This is a genomic window from Shewanella sediminis HAW-EB3, assembly GCF_000018025.1.
Taxonomy (GTDB): Bacteria; Pseudomonadota; Gammaproteobacteria; order Enterobacterales; family Shewanellaceae; genus Shewanella; species Shewanella sediminis.
Genome location: NC_009831.1, coordinates 1,877,684 through 1,895,198, shown reverse-complemented (window position 1 = coordinate 1,895,198; position 17,515 = coordinate 1,877,684). Strand labels below are relative to the sequence as shown.

The window sequence follows — 17,515 nt, the reverse complement described above, 5'->3', positions numbered from 1 at the left end:
TAATCGAATAGGCAATGTTTAGCGTCCCTCACTCGAGTAACCATTCCCTCGTTGAACAGTACACACCAAGGCCTAAAATCATGAGCGATTAATATGGGCACTTAGCCTGAGTACTTAGGTCGTTCTCTGTTACCTTCCCCCTCCGCTCTATCGATGAATATAAAAGGATCTTTTGTCATATTTTTCAATACTACCCCGCCCGGCCCCTCTGTTTGATCTACTATTAACAATAGGCAGCAATATCTTATTCAAAGACTGCGGAAAGGAGAGATGGAGACCAGTATCTATCAACTGTTACTATTAGGCTCTGCTTTGGCCATCGGACTATTGGTGGGGGTGGAGCGCGGCTGGAGTAACCGCAATATTGCAGAAGGTAAACGAGTGGCTGGGCTTCGCACCTTCGGCCTGATAGGTCTTCTCGGCGGTATCACCGGTTTGCTGACATCTCAACTTGGGGCCCTCATCCTCGCCGTAGCCTTTGCTTGTGTTACTGCAATGACAGTCGCCGCTTACCTGATCAGCAGCCGCGAGACTTCGGATATTGGCATGACCAGCAATATGGCCATGGTGATAACCTTTCTGCTCGGTGCGCTGGCCGGGCTGGATCAGATCGTTATCGCAGCGGTTTGCGGGGTAGTCACCACCTTGCTGCTGCGCTCGAAACATTTCCTCCACAAGTTGCTGATGCAACTGTCACAAGCCGAGCTGAACGCCGGGCTAAACCTGCTTATCATCTCCGTGGTGCTGTTACCCGTATTGCCTGACCAAGGCTATGGTCCCTGGCAAGCGATCAATCCCTATGAAACCTGGTTAATGGTGGTACTGATCGCACTGATATCCTTCGTCGGATATTTTATGATCCGTATGTTGGGGGCTCAGCGAGGCATCTTGATGACAGGTTTTGCCGGAGGCTTGCTTTCATCGACAGCGCTGACACTGCAGCTATCACGCCTCTCCCGCGATCACCCCTCCCTGCAACAGCTTTGTTCGGTAGGCGTACTTGTGGCCTGCGGTGTGATGTTTCCGCGCATGATATTGGTCGTGGCGTTAATTAAACCGGCACTAGTGGATGCGCTTTTCATTCCTCTGGTATTGATGCTCGCAGTTGCCTTCGGCTGTGCGGCACTGATATATCGTCACAATGGCAATCAGCTGGTACTGGATGATGTGCAACCAAAAAACCCGCTGAAACTGGCATCGGCCATGTTATTCGGGCTTCTGTTAGTCACGGTGGCGCTGGTTGGCCGGGCGATTGTGGAATGGTTAGGGGAATCTGGCGTGTTCTTGATAGCACTGGTGTCGGGTGTCGCCGATGTCGATGCCATTAACCTGACGCTTTCCAGAATGGCCGGAGAAGATATCTCACCAGATATGGCAGTGCTTGGCATCGTGTTAGCGAGTATTTCCAATACCCTATTCAAAGGCTGTCTGGCTGTATTTGTCGGCGGCGCCGGGATGATACGCTGGGTAATGCTGCCTCTGGTTCTGACCGCTGCGACCGGCCTTCTGACAATATGGTTGTTGTGACTCAAGCGTTGCGGCTATCGGCGCCTAACACTTCATTCACCGACCGAACCGAATAAGTATCGACCCTCTCCTCAGAAAAAAATAACCCCATCCGACATCAACAACCCCATATAGGACATGCCCCGATCCCTTATTCTAAGAGAGCAACCTGTTATTTGACCCGATTGAACAAATGAACAAATTGTTCGCTATTTTTTGCCAAAACTTTGATGAAATCCATATTAGTCACTAATAATTGAAATAATGGGTGCGTTTCTCTCTGAATATTGATATCACAGGCATTCTTAAGCCATTTCGGTATTTTCAGGTGTAGGTGTCATGCAGTTTTCTAAGTTTGGTGAAAAGTTTAATCGTTATTCCGGTATCAACCGTCTGATGGATGATCTCAATGAGGGCCTGCGCACGCCGGGAGCCATCATGTTGGGAGGCGGTAATCCGGCAACGATTCCGGCGATGCAGGATTACTTTCACCAGGCGACAAGCGAGATGCTGGAAAATGGCGATCTGGTCGCGGCATTGGGTAATTATGACGGCCCACAGGGTAAAAACACCTTCTTAAAGGCTTTAGCAGATCTGTTACATGAGACCTATGGCTGGGATATCAGCGAGAAAAATATCAGCCTGACCAACGGCAGCCAAAGTGCATTCTTCTATCTGTTTAACCTGTTGGCGGGAAAACAGCTCGATGGCAGTCACAAGAAGATACTCCTGCCTCTGGCACCCGAGTATATCGGCTACAGTGATGCGGGCTTAGATGACGATATTTTTGTCTCCTACAGGCCGGAGATTGAGCAGTTAGATAACCGCATGTTTAAATACCATGTGGATTTTGAGCAGTTAACAGTGGATGACTCGGTAGCAGCCATCTGTGTTTCCCGGCCAACCAACCCCACGGGGAATGTGCTGACCGACGCAGAGGTAGCCGAGTTAGACAGATTAGCTCAAGCTTATGATATTCCGCTGATTATCGACAACGCCTACGGCACCCCATTCCCCAATATCATCTTCGAAGAGGTCACCCCCTTCTGGAACAGCAACACCATACTCTGTATGAGCCTGTCCAAACTTGGCCTCCCTGGCGTGCGCTGCGGTATCGTGATTGCCAATGAGGAGACCACTCAGGCACTAACGAACCTTAACGGCATCATCAGCCTGGCCCCCGGAGGTTTCGGCCCCGCGATTGCCAAGCATATGATTGAGTCGGGTGATCTATTACGCTTAAGCGAAACGGTCATCAAGCCTTTCTATAAAGAGAGATCTGAGTTTGCCGTATCCCTGCTGCAGGAGTCTATCAGCGATACCAGATTCAAAATCCATAAACCTGAAGGCGCCATGTTCCTCTGGCTATGGTTCGATGAGCTGCCAATCACCACCATGGAGCTGTACGACAGATTAAAAGCACGCGGTGTACTGATCGTCCCCGGAGAGTACTTCTTCTTCGGCCAATCGGAAGACTGGGACCACGCCCACCAATGCCTGCGGATGAACTATGTGCAGGATGAAGCCAAGATGCGCGATGGGATAGCGATTATCGCCGAAGAGGTGAAGAAGGCTTACTTGTCGAATAACAAGTGTTAAGTATCTTTTGAAGTTTGTTTCATTGGGCTGATTTGGTACTTGGCTGCATGCTGAGTACCAAAGCTTCATTGGTGTTTATTGCTTGCAGCAGGCCCATGTGTAGATACTTCTTCGGGACGCTGTAAAGCCCTCCGTGGCCGCTTAACGAAAACATCCATGTTTTCGATACCCTCAGCCGCATCTACACCTAGTCATCTATTTCTTCGATTGAGCACTTTCTGGTTAGCAGCACGAGCAGGATATAGTTCAACAACACTCAGCCAATTCCATTTGTATCTAAAGTTTGCTTTGCCCCTAATTCTCAAATAAAGATTGTGGCTGATTAAAAAACCAAGTCCATAGAAGGTGGAAGTGTCTCTGCATACACAGTAATAACCTTCCCCGCATCAGATTCTTCAGTGTTGATCTTTTGAACGACAACATCTACTTCAAAGCAAGTAAGCTTTTCACCGATCTGAATTACAGATGCATTACCTACCTCGTGCGTATCGAACGTTAATATAACCTGCATAATTTTGCCCCTTATGATTTGTGAAGTTACATCATACCACAATTAAAAAAATTACGTTTAAACACAACGAGTTACACCTAGTTATGTTTAAGAGTACTATTCGGTTAGTTGTAGTTGGTGCAACCTTCTTATCTGCAATAGCAGAACTACTTTCACATAAGGCCGAGTCGAAGAGATTGATATACAGGTGCAAGTGAACACGAGGACTTCGATTTCAAGGATGAAATCGCAGAGCGCCCAGGGATGGGTTTACAGCGTACCGAGAGATTACTTGCACATAAGCACGCTGCAAGTGATCGATCACATTGAAGCCTAAAGCTTCAACCCAGCAGCCAATACCAAATAAACCAAAACAAAAAATGCAACCAGCCTTCATTCGAAGGCTGCCCAAAGTCTATAGCCAGGAAAACAGGTCATACTGATCTGACAGCAGTTTCACACTCATTGCAACGGACATGATCACCACCAGCGGCTTGATGATTTTCGTCCCCTTGGTGAGTACCAAACGCGAGCCCAGAGTGGCACCCAGTGCCTGGCCGATAAGCATGATGCCGCCAAGCATCCAAAACACCTTGCCGCCTATTGCGAAGAAGATAAGCGATGCAATATTGGTCGAGAAGTTAAGCACCTTAGCATGGGCGGTGGCCTTGGCCAGCCCGAAGCCCGCTAAGGAGACGAACGCCAGGGCGAAGAAGCTGCCGGTGCCCGGACCGAAGAAACCATCGTATAAGCCCACAGCCAAGGCGGCGGTGAAGGCGAACAGCGTTGGCGTCATGACCCTATGTCTGTCCTCCTCACAGATCTTCTTCGAGAAGAGAAAGTAGGCCCCTATCGCCAGCATCAAAAATGGCAGCAGGACCTCAAGAAACGCGGTATCTATCTGCTGTACAGCAATAGTACCTAAAGCAGAGCCGATAAAGGCACAGAGTATCGCGAGCTTCATCTCCCCAAGCTTAACCATCCCCTTGCGGACAAAATAGAGGCTGGCAAAGAAGCTGCCCCCACAAGCTTGAAGCTTATTGGTCGCTAATGCCGCCGTCGGAGGCAGACCTGCCCACATCAGAGCCGGAATAGTAATTAAGCCACCACCGCCGGCAATGGAGTCAATAAACCCCGCTAATACCGCGACGGCGAACAGTAATGTGATGAGTTCAAAGGAAAGCTCGAGTGCCATGTTTACTTATAGTTTTCTTATTTATGAATGCCGCTATTAGACGATGTTTGCACACTAAAGGCAAAGGAGTTATCTTCCCCTGTGCGTGAGAAAACCTCACACTTAAATTAACTCTTACATCTGACAGCTGAAATACGAGAACCTTGATGCATACCTCATTACCGCCACTAAATTCACTACTTGCCTTCGAATCGGCTTCGAGGCACCTGAGTTTTACCAAGGCGGGTAGTGAACTTTTTGTCACACATGGCGCGATAAGTAAGCAGATAAGAGGCTTAGAGGAGTATCTGGGTGTTCCTCTTTTTTTAAGGCAACACAGAAAGCTGGTACTCACAGATGAGGGGCTGCGTTATCTGCCGCAGATCCAGGCGGCGCTGCAAACCATCAGCCATGCGACCGATGAGATTAAGTCACAACAGATGCTGACACAGAGTCTATCAATTAATGTACTGCCCAGCCTGACGATTAACTGGCTTATCCCGAGGATGGAGGAGTTTAAACAGCGCTATCCCCATCTCTATGTCGACCTGTCCATCGGTGACTTTGCCCTGGACTTTGACAAGAGTCCCTGTGATATAGCCATCAGAAGTGGCACTAAAGCCCCACAAAACTGTAATTTTATCAAGTTGATGGATGAGGATCTCTGTCTGGTTTGCTCTCCTCAAATAGCGACAAGGCTTAAAACTCTGGATGATATTAACCGGATGACACTGCTAAAACACACGACACGCCCGGAGCTTTGGCCCTATTGGGCAGAAAGGGTCGGCCTGTCATTAACCACGGATAAGAAGTTCGGCATGGAGCACTTTTACATGCTGAGTCAGGCGGCGGTTAGCGGCATGGGTGTGGCCTTGATCCCTCGATTTTTTATCGAGGAGCAACTGACTGACGGAAGCTTAGTGATCCCCTTCGATTCGAGTTTTACCAGCCCCTATACCTATTATCTGCTGACGCCTAAGTCGAAGAATCTTCCACTGAAAGCCAAGGCCTTTATCGACTGGCTGCTGGAAATATTTGCCCCCTATAGAAACTAGTTCCTCACACCTCATTCAACCATAAAAAAGGAGAGGCTCAAACAGAGCCTCTCCTCGTTAGCATCAGAGCATGAGTTAAACTAAACACTCGACGACATCGAACGCTTCCTGGTAATTAGTGCCTTGAGAAACATCAAATTCAAAGTTTAATACCTTCATACAGGTATCGAAGGTCTTTTCACCAAACCACTGCTTATCGAATGAGTTAAGCGCCTGAATAATCCCCTCTTGGCCGCCGTCCCCCTGAAGCGAAACCGGTGCCAGTGTCGAGATAAAGCTGGCAACCAGACCATAGAGATCCTTCTCCGCATCCCCCTCTGCCGCCCACAACTTAGGATCGGCGTAGCGGCTGGCATAGTGACTGGTCGCAATATCCAATCCGATGCCGAAGTTAACTAAGATGGCTTTCTCTTGATTACAGATAATATTTTTGGGACAAATTGCACCGTGATAGATATCCATCTGATGCATATATTGCAGACCGGTTAGTAACTGAGTAAACCACATAACCGGCTGCCCCAGCTGAATATCGCTGAGCTCATCGAGAGAGACGCCATATTCCCAAGAGCGCGCAATAAACAGCTCTTCACTTTGTGGGAGTTGACCAAAGGCCAGGACATTTTCGACATGAGGATGATGCAATTTGGATAAGCTGCGATAGAGGTTACTCAGTGTCGGCCAGTTTGACTCGACCTTGCTGTATACCGAGATGCCGCATTGATAGTGGCCCTGTATATGCCTTGCACGCCAGAATTGGCTGTGCCGGGTCGCAGCAATAAACTGCTCGAGTCGATAATGATGGTCGACAATCGCTCCGACGGTTATCTCCAGTTTTTCCGGCAGGGTATCACACACACCGTTATCGATAAGCGCAGACAGATCGCAGCGAAGTGCATCGAGATCGCCGCCTCCCCCTTTTGCCGCCACCTGATACCACTGATAGATACGTGGCTGATTCGTCTGCTCGGCTAAGGCTAAGAAGCCTTGGGCATAAGCCTGAATGTCTTCACCGGTATTGAGGGTATCCTTAATATCGATGAATTCGACATCCCCCATATCTGATACGAAGACACAATTACTGGTCCAGCCGCCGACGGTAAAGCCACGACGATGAATTTGCTGTAACCCGGATACCGAGCGCCTTAAGATCTCCAACAGCTGATAGGTTGTGAGGCTCTCTGTTTCCAATACATTCAGCGGTACACCGCGTGGCATACGGATAGGAAGTACTAACTGCTCTCCGTCCTGAATGAGCGGAGCGCAATAAGGCACACCACTGCAACCGGTCAGGGCCTGCAGTCGTTTAAATTCGGCTCTCAGTTGAGTCTCATGATTTTGTGACTGGATCTGGTCGGTAAACTGAGTTGGGATCAAGATCTTAAGTAACCATGGAGCGGTCCAGTCTCCCGGGTTGTATTCCGCCTGCCACACTTCCAGTCCACTCTGAATGAAGAGGCATTTGAGCTTAGTAAAGTCCTGAATTTTATTGTTTCGCTGCTCGACCAGGGCAACCTGGCCTATGGTTTTGAGCACCATCTCCTTCTGCTCGTCGGTGACCTGATGGCTACGAGGTGCAGTGAGTCCCCACTCCTTGGTTAACGCAGCGACAATCTGCTTTGGCGTATAGATGCTGAGTGAGCCCTGCTGTTTTTCAAGCTCTATCTCTTCGCCTTTGCGGCCGGTAATAAACACCATGCCTTGACACCAGGGCGCGTAGACACCGACGGGGATCTTATGCTTGACGTTACCCGCCAGAACCCGGGCGACATAGTTAGCTTTTGCCAAGCTGTTATCGACCTCTCGGCCATCGAGTGACCAGGCATGCAGGCCCGCATCCAGCCTGCCGATATAGCCCTTAACATCGACAACATAGACTCCCCACTCGCCTATAACGAGCGCATCGACCTCCATCGCCTGACCCGATTTTGTCGGGATCTCCACGTTAGTCAGCAATATATAATTTTCCGGCAGCTCGGAGGCTAACAATGAAAATGCCCAACGTTCGGCGTCATTCACCGGAGTCCCGAAGCTTATCTGTTTTGCCATTCTTATCTCCCTCAGTGGCAATTAACTCAAACTTGTTCTGGTTTGGATAACGTAAAATATTTGCAGTCCATCATGAATTACAGGCATAAAAAAAGCCACTCAAATGGCGGCTTCATTTCAAAATAACGGCTTACAGATTAGCTACAACAACCTTAAAAAGCTAACAACATGTCAAGTGATGGCTTATGACAAAAAATTTCTTTTATCATTTCACTTTGTCACAAGTGTAAAAGCGCCACAAAGTGGCATCAATCGAAATGCGCAGCAGATCGATTAGTGGTTACAGCCGTCGCCACATTCATGCTCATCGTCGGCGAATTCATCATCACCCTCTTGATGCTGCATGACGCCCCAACCATCGGTTGCGCCGCCAAATTCGGCGGCAAAATCATTGAGCTTCACCTCTTGCTCGACGATAGCCTGGTATTCTGGAACCATATTGATACAGACGATCAGTTCCCACTTACCGACTTCATCATTCAGGTGAAGTTCCATCTCACCTTCAAGCTCAGACTTAGCCAGCTCTTCGGTCGCAGACTCTGCATCTCTTTGGTCGTCAAAAACAAGGAAGAAATCGACATCGAGTTGCTTAGTTAGATCGATGCCCGCATCGGCCATCGCTGCCAGCATTTTGCCATTATCATCATCTGGGAATTGCATAATTTACTCCGTCCGCTCTATTCTGCCGCTACAATCTTGACTGAAGTATCGTTGAATGAAACAACTTCACCCGCACGAACCTTCTTACGTTTACGGGTCTCGACGACACCGTCAACGGTAACCATACCTTCACCAATAACGAATTTTGCTTCTCCGCCGCCGCCAACCATAGCTTCGACCTTCAAAATTTTATATAGCTCTATGAACTCTTCACCAGGCAATAATGCCAAAGTCGCAATTTGTGCTGTCACACGATTTACCTTTAATCAAATTTCTCACGGGATTATAGCACTCACAAGAGCACAAACTGTAGCAATTATCTAAGATTGGATCTGCAAATAAGCGGTGTCAGATACAGAGGGAGGAAGATAGGGAAAAAATTAGCTTTTACGACAAACAAGATGCAAGCGATTTAGATGATTCTATCCTTGCTGAGCAAACCATAACTAGAGTCATCAATCCAGGTTTCATCGACTTTATAGTTATCTCTGAGTATCCCCTCTAATTGAAAGCCATTACGTTCCAGTACTTTGGCTGAGGCGACATTGGCTTTGGCGCAAAGCGCGATAAATTTATGAACACTGAAACTAAGGACTGCCCAGTCAATAACGGCTTTAAGGCTCTCGGTGGCATAGCCTTTACCTTGGCCTTTTGTCGCTAGCATGTAACCGACTTCGGCATGCCCAAAATCAAGGTTCTTACAGTAAAGTCCTGTAAACCCGATAAAGCGACCCGTTTCCAGCTCTTCGATAACTAAGGTTAGCCAATCTCCGGAGCTATAGGACCAGGGGGATAATCTATGCTCGAACTTTTCCTTCAGAGTATCGATATCATCGGGCCGTCTGACAAATTGATTTATCATAGGATCTTGGTGAATCGATAAAAAATCGCTCCAATCATCACGATTCAAGGAGCGAACTTTTAATCTGTCGGTATAAAGCTCGAGCATAATAATGCTAATCCTTTAAGGATTATTAACCGCGGCTTGTCACTTCAAGCAGATGGTAACCAAATTGAGTTTTAACGGGACCTTGCACTTCGTTAAGCGGTGCACTGAATACCACCTCATCAAACTCTTTAACCATCATTCCAGGTCCGAAAGAACCCAGATCGCCACCTTGAGCGCCTGATGGGCAAGATGAGTTAGCCTTAGCCACATCACCAAAATCGGCGCCAGCCAAAATCTGTTGCTTAAGCTCTTCACACTGAACTTCAGTACTTACGAGTAAATGTCTTGCAGTGGCTTGTACCATGTTATAACTCCTAACATAAATTATGTTTGCTTTACCTATCTGAAGTAAAAGCAAATGAACTAAAAAATAAACCCAACTAGTATAAAACATTCGCTGGGTTTAAAAAAAGGTTTAATATAAATTGTGTCTAATAATCAAACAATACGCGATTATTTCTGACTTTCAATCCAATGATGGATCTTCATCTCCATCACGGCCATAGGCAGGGAACCAGAAGTCAATACTTGGTCATGGAACGACTTTAAGTCAAACTTATCCCCCAAGGCTTCCTCTGCTTCGGCTCTCAACGACAAGATCTTTAACTGACCGACTTTGTACGACAAGGCTTGACCGGGAATGGCCATATAACGCTCGACTTCAGCAATGATGTCCGACTCAGCCATTGGCGAATTGTCTTTCATATACTGAATGGCTTGCTCACGTGTCCAGCCTTTAGCGTGGAGTCCCGTATCGACAACCAGACGCATGGCACGAAGCATCTCATCGGATAACTTACCAAAGTATTGATAAGGGTCTTCAAATAACCCCATCTCAATACCTAAGTATTCAGCATAAAGCGCCCAGCCCTCTTCGAAAGCGGTATAGCCACTGAATCGTTGAAACTCAGGTACCCCCGAAAGCTCTTGCTTAATGGCAATTTGGAAATGATGTCCTGGTGCCGCCTCATGCAGAGAAAGCGTCGTCATCCCCCATTTAGGCTGTGCCTTTAGGTTGTACGTATTAATATAAAACACACCCGGACGTGAGCCATCGACCGCTGGCGATTCATATGAGGCCCCCGCCGCGGATTGCTCCCTGAAGCTCTCTACAGGTTTAACGACATAATCCGCCTCAGGCATAACGTTAAAGTATTTAGGCAATTCAGCATTAATCTTATCTTTAAGTGTCATATAGCCATCTATCAAGCCCTGACGTTCACTGAAGAAATACTTTGGTTCAGATGACAATGAAGCAAAAAATGCCGTTAAATCGCCTTCAAACTTTACCTGCTGACGAATTTTGTCCATTTCAGACAGAATACGGGAGACTTCACTTAAACCAATTTGATGGATCTCATCGACTGACATAGTGGTCGTCGTGTGAGAGTTAGCTAAGTGCTGATACCAAACTTTACCATTGGGCAACCCCCACCATCCATCGCTGGCTCGAGCAACCGGCAAGTAGGTTATGGCGAAGTATTCTTTCAATGAGGTTAATGCCGGCAGTAGCTCTTTATTTATCAATTGGGTGTACTTTACTGTGATCTCATCTTTTTGTGCTTGGGTAAAACTTTCCGGAAAATTGTTCACCGGAGTGTAAAACAAACTATCACTGGCTTGGTTTACCAACTGTGCTTCGAGCTGAGGAATAATGCGTTCAACCAGGATACGAGGCAGGACAACTTTACTTCTTATCCCCTCATCCATTCGCGCTTGTGCGAGCTTAGTCCAGTTGATAAAACCAGAGAGACGTGAAGCCCAGTTATCGTAATCTTCCACTGTGTTGAAAGGCTGAGCACTTTCACCACTGCCAAGTTGCACCATGCTTATCACTGTACTGTAGAACTGATTCATAGGCATAAAGCGTGACGGGAATGTCTCATCGACTAAGGCAACATTTCGATCATAACTAAACATGTCGTAGCTTAACTGTAGATCTTGAGAGAGCTGGCTTCTATCAATCTGTTCGACACGTTTCAGGTAACTGGTATTAAACTCGTGGCGAGCTTTAAGGTACTCATCGGTCAGATCACCACCGAACTGGTCATTGTAATCGTTAACACCGACAAACGTCGCATAGATAGGCTCAAGTTTAAGGTAGTCTTTAAAGAAGTTATCCACGAGGGTTAAATAAGCCTGCTCTACAGCTTCATTCTTAATAGCTTGACCTTGTTTAACTGGGCTGTTTTGTGCTATTTCCGCTTGTGCATTAACAGATACCCCAGTTGCTTTTTCACTATCTGAACAAGCTGTTAGGCCTAGTACCAATCCTATTGATACCGCAATTAAAGCTCTTTTCATTAAATCCCTCTCTCTAATATTCTGTGCAAATGCTTGTTATTTTCTATACTTATAGCAATTGATATAACTTGATCGTGTGATTAGCCTCCCTCAAAGATTGAGCTAATGAGAAAGGAGTAACCGATGATCTATTCATTTCGTAACTCAGGATTCAGAGACCCTGAGACTGGCGTCTATAACCAGACCTACTTTATGGAGGTGTTTAACCGTGAGTGGCACCGTCATATAAGAGATCACCAAAGTTTGGCGTTATTGTATCTTTGCCCGCACATACATGAAACAGTTAAGCAACCTCATTTGCTTGAATTTTTTATGAAACAAGTGCAAGAAGCCATTCTCAGGACTACGGATCTGGTGGCCAGGCTCAACAATAACAGTTTTGCATTAGGTTTATTCAACATCGATGAGCCAGGTACCCAAATTGTTTTGCAACGAATTGAAGACAAGATTAAACAGTTCAATCTTGAATATGGTAGACAACATACCAGCCATGTGGATTATGAACTTGCCGGCTGCATCTGCACACCAGAACAAGATCTTAATATCGAGATTATATTTAAAGATGTAGAGAGTCTAAGCCATGAATTAGGACGTGAGAAAAACAGAAATATTGAGCTTAGGCACTTACAATAAATATTAAAAGAGTAAAATTTGGTTAAAAAAAAGGCCCCTTTCGGGGCCTTTTTCTGGAACGAATTTACAAGGTTACGTTGTGAATTCGAGCCTTCTCTTTAATATAAGAGATATATCCCTTCGCTGAACGGGCTGTCTTATCATCTTTAACAGCTAACTTGCAGCGCTTATACGCTGACTTGTATTGCTTATTAGTGAGATAGGCCAATGCCAATTCAAACTGAGCTTCACCAGGGTGGTCAATACCGGCATCGAGTGCCTTCTTGAGAACCGGAATAGCAGCCTTAGACTTGCCATCGAGGGAAAGAATACGCCCCTGACGCAGGTAGTACTTACCATTATTACCCGCTTCAGCCGCTTTGCCATAGTACAGCGCAGCTTCTTTAAGCTCTTTAGCGGTATGATAGAAACCGGCTAAAATCGCAAGAGTCTTCTCTTCCTCTTTTATCACTCCTGATTTCATATGCTTTTGATAGATAGTCGCGGCACGATATGGCGAACCATTTTGTGCAAGCAGCTGAGTCAGACGAGTAATGTTACCCGCAGTCTCTAAAAATCCATTCTTATACGCTAAATCATAAGTGGCCAGCGACTTGGTGTACTTTTCAGTCATCAGATAGAACTGAGCTAACTGAACCCAAAGACGTTTATCGTCCTGGAAGAGAGGCACCATGGTCTCTAACACTTTAACCGCTTCTGGATACTTCTTTTGGTTGAAGTAAGCCGTTAGCTTCATCTGGTACAAACCTTTGTCAGGTTTGTCACTGATGGCTAAGCCTTTATCTGCAACCTCAAGAACTTTATTCCAGTTCTTCTGTTCAGAGTATGCAATACCGATACGACGATAGATCTGAGCTTCATGCTTACATGTGAACTCCATCCATCGGTAGTAGTACGGAATCGCTTCTTTGAACTTCTTCTCTTGCAATAAGAGATCGGCATAGAGACGTAAAGTCGCAGCGGTGTCAGTTCCACCCAGAATATCGAAATCGACGGCAGTTTTAAGATACTTGATCGCCGTGCCCATCTGAGATTTTTCAGCATAAAAGTTACCCAACATACGGGCAATATACGCTTTATCAAAATCATGACGAGGATCTGCTTCAAGTAAAACTTCTATCGCTGCGTCGATGTCACCCTCTTGATACGCTTTGAAAGACTTTTGTACTTTTTTAGCTGCGGATTGACCAACAGCTTTGGACTTACGCGTGTCGATTTCACATTTCTCAGCGGCATTAACAGCTGGTACCAGAGCTAAACTTCCACCTAAGGAGAACAATAAAGCTGCTGCTATACTAGTCGATTTAAAACTAACTTTACGCATCGTTATCTGCCTCCTTTATCTAAGGTGAAATCGAGTTGTACCTTCATACCTGGCTGCTTTAATGCTTTACCATCAACAATTTTAGGCTTGTACTTCCACTTTTTAAGTGCACGCTTTGCTTCTTTATTAAACAAACGCTTCGGTTCAGCCTTAATAATCTTGACGTTTTCTACACCACCGAGCTCATTAATAGTAAAGCTAAGTTGTACCCAACCCTCTTTACCATCACGTGCTGCAGCTATTGGGTACTGAGGCTCGATTCGCACGATAGGTGTAGCATCACCGTCGCGTGTCATCATGTTACCCAGTTTAAAGCCTGTATTGGCTCCCCCTGCCGCAACACCACCCATGTTAAATGACATATTTGTGTCGATGTCAGATGAACTGTCAGGCGGAGTCACATCCGGCTTAGGTGGCTGCTCCGGCGGCGTAGGCGGCTTCGGCTTGACCCTTGGTTTTTTCTGTGCTGATGCATCATCTTTGTTCATGGTAATTTCAATGACAGGTGATTCTGTCGAGGCATCGTGGCGGGTTGGACCGCCACCTACCAAAAACGCCATGAAAACAAACAAAGCAAAAGTCACAGCACCACCAATAATGAATGATACTATTCCTCTCAGCATATTAGTCATTCCCCGCCGATACAGAGATCTTATCAATACCCGCAGCTTTAACGTTATCCAAAACCTTAACCACTAAGCCATGTTTCGCTTCCTGGTCGGCCTGAATAAGTACAGCAGCTTCTGGTGCTTCGGCAAGCATACGTTCTACGTTTGCTGTCACACGCTCGATATCAACCTGACGATTCTCCATCATGATGACGCCAGTCTTGCTCACACCAATGAAGATGTTAGCTGAAGGCTTCTTCGTCGCTTGAGACGCTTCAGGCTTGTTATAATCAAGACCCGATGGTTTAACAAACGATGTTGTTACAATGAAGAAGATAAGCATGATAAACACGATGTCGAGCATCGGTGTCATATCAATCTCAGCTTCCTCTTCTACGCTAGAATGCTTTCTACGTGCCATGTTCAATCTCTCTCTAGTGGTGCGGCAGACTGTCTTTTAGCTTTGCCAAACTGATTTTCATTTTTGCGTCAAGACGAGTACTAAAGAATACTCCCGATAACGCAGCAACCATTCCCGCCATTGTCGGCATGGTTGCCATTGAAATACCAGCTGCCATCATACGAGCATTACTCGTGCCATGAACTGCCATCACATCGAATACTGATATCATTCCGGTTACGGTACCTAGCAGACCTATCATAGGACAGATTGCAACTAAGGTTTTGATAAGCAGCATACGTGCCGTTAAATCTTGCTTCGCTTGGGATACCCAAGCTTCACGGATGCGGTGTGCATACCAAGAGGTTGAATCCTCTCTCGCTTCCCATGCGCTAATGATTGCTTTGTGCTCTTTTGGTGATACCCAATTGAGATACCAGTAGCGCTCAAGCATCAATACCCACATGACAAACAATACACCAGCCACTAGCCAGAGGACGTCGCCCCCGGCGGCCATGAAGCCCCTGACGGAATCCCAGATATCCATCAGGAATAACATTAGGCTTTCCTCTTCTCAGCGTGTGAAGCAACAATTCCCGCACTTTGCTCTTCTAGAACTTGTACGATTGACTTGCTACGTGCAATTACAACTGCGTGCATAAGCATAAGCGGTAGTGCAGCAACCAGACCTTGAACCGTAGTCATAAGCGCCATAGAGATACCACCAGCCATAAGCTTAGGATCACCCGTACCGAACAACTGAATGCTCTGGAAGGTTGCAATCATACCAGTTACGGTACCAAGCAGACCCATCATAGGTGCGATAGCTGCCAGAACCTTGATGATTGAGATACGCGTCTCAAGTGCCGGCGTCTCTTTCAGAATCGCTTCGTCAAGTTTCAGCTCAAGCGTTTCAACATCAACATCTTTGTTGTCCTGGTAAGCCTTAAGTACTCGACCTAACGCATTGTTACCTGGATTTTCTAGGTTCTTACGCTGAGCGTTAACTTTAGCGCCAACGACACCAAGCGTGATTAGACGTTCGATAGAGATTAGAGCACCGAGAATAAGTAGGCAGATAATGATGTAACCGATGGTTCCACCCGCTTCAATACGCTCTTCGATAGTCGCCTTCTGAGTAAAGATGTTCAGTAGCACACCTTTAACCGGGTCAATGTAAAGCTTAGCAGCACCGGAAGTTGTACCTTCAAATGATGCAACAGTTTTGACCTGATAACCATCAGGCTGCTGTGAAAGCTGCTGAACCAAGCCTAGATCTGCGTTATAAACAACGTACTGACCATCGGCTAAAAGGTTGAATGGTCCAACACGAGTGATTGTTGTGTTACGAACACTACCATCGATATCGGTAACCGCGCCTTCAAACTTAACCACTTTGCCAGATTCAGCCATTTCGAACAGCTGTTCTTCCCAAAAACGCTCAAGTTCATCAATTTTTGGTAACTGCTTACGAGCACCAAGGTCGGCGATGAAAACATCACGGCCAGGATACTGTGCAGAGATGTTGGAACCCGCTAGCTTACCAGCGAAATCACCCGCATCACCTTTAACAACACCAAACATTTCACCCAAGTCACCTTGAGCTGTTTTTAAGTCTTCCTCTAACTGACCGATTTTACGCTCGTTATCAAGGAAAGCTTGGTTTAGATCTTTACCGCGCTGTCTTTCGGCAGCAAGGGCATTCTTTTCACGCTTAAGAAGTGCCGCTTTATCGCCACGCTCATTCTTAAACTCTTGCTCACGCTTCTTGTTTGTCTTAGAAGCATTTGCGCGGTCTGTCTGAACCTGCTTAAGAAGCTGGTCAATAGACTTAGGTGCGTCAGCTGCGCTAGCAATACCTGAAGATAAAGCCAGGGTTGCAGCAACGATTGCTGTAGTAATTAACTTCTTCATTATTGTGCAGCCTCCGCAGCAGGAATTGGTAACGAGAATAGATCCGGTGCACCCTGTTTACGTGCGATTCGAATACCTTTGGTGATTTCACGAAGATAGCTATCTTCTAGTTGATCCCAACCTTTAGTTTCATCGTTATACATCCAAGCTAGTCTACCGTCTAAGCTCTGAGCATAAAGGGCAACACGGCCTAAGTTAAAGAAATCAACTAAGACGTCTTTACCATCAAGCTCTAACTGGCCAGTTTTAACTGCGATAAATCCGCCGTATTCACGCTCGATGCTGTAAGCATCCAGAATAAGACGATACTTTTCAGCCAGTGTAACTTCGGCGCTGTTAAGAAGAGTTTTAAGATTGTTTACACGCTCAATACGCGTCTCTGTGTTGAAAGGAAGATCAAGTTGAACAAACTGTTCTAACGCATCAACCATTTTAAACATTAGAGGAACAACACCTTGACGAAGAGCGTCAACGCCATTGATGTCATCTTGAATTGATTTCATCGTAGCTTCTTGGTCTGCAACCAGACCCGCTACGTAATCGTTATAAGATTTTAGTGATTCGCGCTCATCTGCAACTGAACCATACTCGAACACCATGTCCTGAGCTTGGTCAAAGTACTTATCTACTTTCTTTTGAGATGTTGCTGCTTCAGCGTGAATTTTGCTGTCAGCCTTCTGAACGTCAGAAAGAGGATCTGCAATCACTAAGTTACTGCCGGCTAAGGCTAGTGCGCCCACGAGCGCTGTAGCGATTTTTGTTTTATTGCTTACCTTGGACATAGTTCCCAACCAATTTGAAGTAAAATTAAAAAGGTTTAACTTATTAACAACATGGAGTTCTGCTTATATTT

Annotated in this window: 18 protein-coding genes; 4 read left to right on the top strand and 14 right to left on the bottom strand. The window is 46.2% G+C overall.

The window, feature by feature from the left end:
• The first annotated feature begins 270 nt into the window (after window positions 1-270).
• Together SSED_RS08230 and SSED_RS08225 are read left to right on the top strand one after the other, a co-directional pair.
• A complete protein-coding gene (locus tag SSED_RS08230; protein WP_012141934.1) occupies window positions 271-1,527 on the top strand; it encodes an MgtC/SapB family protein in 1,257 nt (418 codons plus the stop codon).
• 318 nt (window positions 1,528-1,845) lie between these two features.
• Window positions 1,846-3,105 carry a valine--pyruvate transaminase gene (locus SSED_RS08225; protein WP_012141933.1) on the top strand — a complete coding sequence of 420 codons (1,260 nt, stop codon included), beginning with the start codon at window positions 1,846-1,848 and terminating at the stop codon, window positions 3,103-3,105.
• A gap of 322 nt (window positions 3,106-3,427) precedes the next feature.
• Here the strand turns inward: SSED_RS08225 and SSED_RS08220 are convergent, their stop codons facing one another.
• Window positions 3,428-3,616, bottom strand: a complete 189-nt coding sequence (locus SSED_RS08220; RefSeq protein ID WP_041421599.1) for a hypothetical protein — start codon at window positions 3,614-3,616, stop codon at window positions 3,428-3,430.
• A gap of 394 nt (window positions 3,617-4,010) precedes the next feature.
• Window positions 4,011-4,790 (bottom strand): TSUP family transporter, encoded by a 780-nt coding sequence (locus SSED_RS08215; RefSeq protein ID WP_012141932.1) that lies wholly within the window; start codon window positions 4,788-4,790, stop codon window positions 4,011-4,013.
• A 146-nt stretch (window positions 4,791-4,936) separates the two neighbouring features.
• Here SSED_RS08215 and gcvA point away from each other — a divergent pair, with 146 nt between their 5' ends.
• Window positions 4,937-5,824, top strand: coding sequence for a transcriptional regulator GcvA (gene gcvA / locus SSED_RS08210; protein WP_012141931.1), 888 nt, complete (start codon window positions 4,937-4,939; stop codon window positions 5,822-5,824).
• Between the two features lie 75 nt (window positions 5,825-5,899).
• Here the strand turns inward: gcvA and SSED_RS08205 are convergent, their stop codons facing one another.
• The 6 genes from SSED_RS08205 to SSED_RS08180 form a co-directional block, all read right to left on the bottom strand.
• On the bottom strand, window positions 5,900-7,870 hold the full coding sequence (locus SSED_RS08205; RefSeq protein ID WP_012141930.1) for an NERD domain-containing protein kinase family protein: 1,971 nt from the start codon (window positions 7,868-7,870) through the stop codon (window positions 5,900-5,902).
• Window positions 7,871-8,143: 273 nt separating this feature from the next.
• Entirely contained in the window at window positions 8,144-8,530 is a 387-nt protein-coding gene (locus tag SSED_RS08200; protein WP_012141929.1) for a ribonuclease E inhibitor RraB, read from the bottom strand.
• Window positions 8,531-8,547: 17 nt separating this feature from the next.
• Window positions 8,548-8,781 carry an RNA-binding S4 domain-containing protein gene (locus SSED_RS08195; RefSeq protein ID WP_012141928.1) on the bottom strand — a complete coding sequence of 78 codons (234 nt, stop codon included), beginning with the start codon at window positions 8,779-8,781 and terminating at the stop codon, window positions 8,548-8,550.
• Between the two features lie 161 nt (window positions 8,782-8,942).
• Window positions 8,943-9,479 (bottom strand): GNAT family N-acetyltransferase, encoded by a 537-nt coding sequence (locus tag SSED_RS08190; RefSeq protein WP_012141927.1) that lies wholly within the window; start codon window positions 9,477-9,479, stop codon window positions 8,943-8,945.
• Window positions 9,480-9,504: 25 nt separating this feature from the next.
• Window positions 9,505-9,873 (bottom strand): peptidylprolyl isomerase, encoded by a 369-nt coding sequence (locus SSED_RS08185; protein ID WP_221767773.1) that lies wholly within the window; start codon window positions 9,871-9,873, stop codon window positions 9,505-9,507.
• 59 nt (window positions 9,874-9,932) lie between these two features.
• On the bottom strand, window positions 9,933-11,783 hold the full coding sequence (locus SSED_RS08180; protein WP_012141925.1) for a DUF885 domain-containing protein: 1,851 nt from the start codon (window positions 11,781-11,783) through the stop codon (window positions 9,933-9,935).
• A gap of 123 nt (window positions 11,784-11,906) precedes the next feature.
• Here SSED_RS08180 and SSED_RS08175 point away from each other — a divergent pair, with 123 nt between their 5' ends.
• On the top strand, window positions 11,907-12,416 hold the full coding sequence (locus SSED_RS08175) for a diguanylate cyclase domain-containing protein (protein WP_012141924.1): 510 nt from the start codon (window positions 11,907-11,909) through the stop codon (window positions 12,414-12,416).
• 64 nt (window positions 12,417-12,480) lie between these two features.
• On the opposite strand, the gene SSED_RS08170 is transcribed toward SSED_RS08175, so the two are convergent.
• The 6 genes from SSED_RS08170 to SSED_RS08145 are packed head-to-tail and all read right to left on the bottom strand — an operon-like array spanning window position 12,481 to window position 17,444.
• Window positions 12,481-13,740 carry a tetratricopeptide repeat protein gene (locus tag SSED_RS08170; RefSeq protein WP_012141923.1) on the bottom strand — a complete coding sequence of 420 codons (1,260 nt, stop codon included), beginning with the start codon at window positions 13,738-13,740 and terminating at the stop codon, window positions 12,481-12,483.
• Between the two features lie 2 nt (window positions 13,741-13,742).
• A complete protein-coding gene (locus SSED_RS08165; RefSeq protein ID WP_012141922.1) occupies window positions 13,743-14,363 on the bottom strand; it encodes an energy transducer TonB in 621 nt (206 codons plus the stop codon).
• A 1-nt stretch (window position 14,364) separates the two neighbouring features.
• The gene (locus SSED_RS08160; protein ID WP_012141921.1) at window positions 14,365-14,769 is read right to left on the bottom strand and encodes an ExbD/TolR family protein; all 405 of its coding nucleotides are present in this window, start codon (window positions 14,767-14,769) and stop codon (window positions 14,365-14,367) included.
• A gap of 13 nt (window positions 14,770-14,782) precedes the next feature.
• Entirely contained in the window at window positions 14,783-15,307 is a 525-nt protein-coding gene (locus SSED_RS08155; protein WP_012141920.1) for a MotA/TolQ/ExbB proton channel family protein, read from the bottom strand.
• Window positions 15,307-16,662, bottom strand: a complete 1,356-nt coding sequence (locus tag SSED_RS08150) for a MotA/TolQ/ExbB proton channel family protein (protein WP_012141919.1) — start codon at window positions 16,660-16,662, stop codon at window positions 15,307-15,309. Before SSED_RS08150 ends, SSED_RS08155 begins: the two co-directional genes overlap by 1 nt.
• The gene (locus SSED_RS08145; RefSeq protein WP_012141918.1) at window positions 16,662-17,444 is read right to left on the bottom strand and encodes a DUF3450 domain-containing protein; all 783 of its coding nucleotides are present in this window, start codon (window positions 17,442-17,444) and stop codon (window positions 16,662-16,664) included. Before SSED_RS08145 ends, SSED_RS08150 begins: the two co-directional genes overlap by 1 nt.
• Window positions 17,445-17,515: the final 71 nt, after the last annotated feature.

Excerpts from the sequence above, each read along its gene's own strand:
- SSED_RS08230 (WP_012141934.1), top strand. The coding sequence starts at position 271 with ATGGAGACCAGTATCTATCAACTGTTACTATTAGGCTCTGCTTTGGCC.
- SSED_RS08225 (WP_012141933.1), top strand. The coding sequence starts at position 1,846 with ATGCAGTTTTCTAAGTTTGGTGAAAAGTTTAATCGTTATTCCGGTATC.
- SSED_RS08220 (WP_041421599.1), bottom strand. The coding sequence starts at position 3,616 with ATGCAGGTTATATTAACGTTCGATACGCACGAGGTAGGTAATGCATCT.
- SSED_RS08215 (WP_012141932.1), bottom strand. The coding sequence starts at position 4,790 with ATGGCACTCGAGCTTTCCTTTGAACTCATCACATTACTGTTCGCCGTC.
- gcvA (WP_012141931.1), top strand. The coding sequence starts at position 4,937 with ATGCATACCTCATTACCGCCACTAAATTCACTACTTGCCTTCGAATCG.
- SSED_RS08205 (WP_012141930.1), bottom strand. The coding sequence starts at position 7,870 with ATGGCAAAACAGATAAGCTTCGGGACTCCGGTGAATGACGCCGAACGT.
- SSED_RS08200 (WP_012141929.1), bottom strand. The coding sequence starts at position 8,530 with ATGCAATTCCCAGATGATGATAATGGCAAAATGCTGGCAGCGATGGCC.
- SSED_RS08190 (WP_012141927.1), bottom strand. The coding sequence starts at position 9,479 with ATGCTCGAGCTTTATACCGACAGATTAAAAGTTCGCTCCTTGAATCGT.
- SSED_RS08185 (WP_221767773.1), bottom strand. The coding sequence starts at position 9,873 with ATGTTTTATACTAGTTGGGTTTATTTTTTAGTTCATTTGCTTTTACTT.
- SSED_RS08180 (WP_012141925.1), bottom strand. The coding sequence starts at position 11,783 with ATGAAAAGAGCTTTAATTGCGGTATCAATAGGATTGGTACTAGGCCTA.
- SSED_RS08175 (WP_012141924.1), top strand. The coding sequence starts at position 11,907 with ATGATCTATTCATTTCGTAACTCAGGATTCAGAGACCCTGAGACTGGC.
- SSED_RS08170 (WP_012141923.1), bottom strand. The coding sequence starts at position 13,740 with ATGCGTAAAGTTAGTTTTAAATCGACTAGTATAGCAGCAGCTTTATTG.
- SSED_RS08165 (WP_012141922.1), bottom strand. The coding sequence starts at position 14,363 with ATGCTGAGAGGAATAGTATCATTCATTATTGGTGGTGCTGTGACTTTT.
- SSED_RS08160 (WP_012141921.1), bottom strand. The coding sequence starts at position 14,769 with ATGGCACGTAGAAAGCATTCTAGCGTAGAAGAGGAAGCTGAGATTGAT.
- SSED_RS08155 (WP_012141920.1), bottom strand. The coding sequence starts at position 15,307 with ATGTTATTCCTGATGGATATCTGGGATTCCGTCAGGGGCTTCATGGCC.
- SSED_RS08150 (WP_012141919.1), bottom strand. The coding sequence starts at position 16,662 with ATGAAGAAGTTAATTACTACAGCAATCGTTGCTGCAACCCTGGCTTTA.
- SSED_RS08145 (WP_012141918.1), bottom strand. The coding sequence starts at position 17,444 with ATGTCCAAGGTAAGCAATAAAACAAAAATCGCTACAGCGCTCGTGGGC.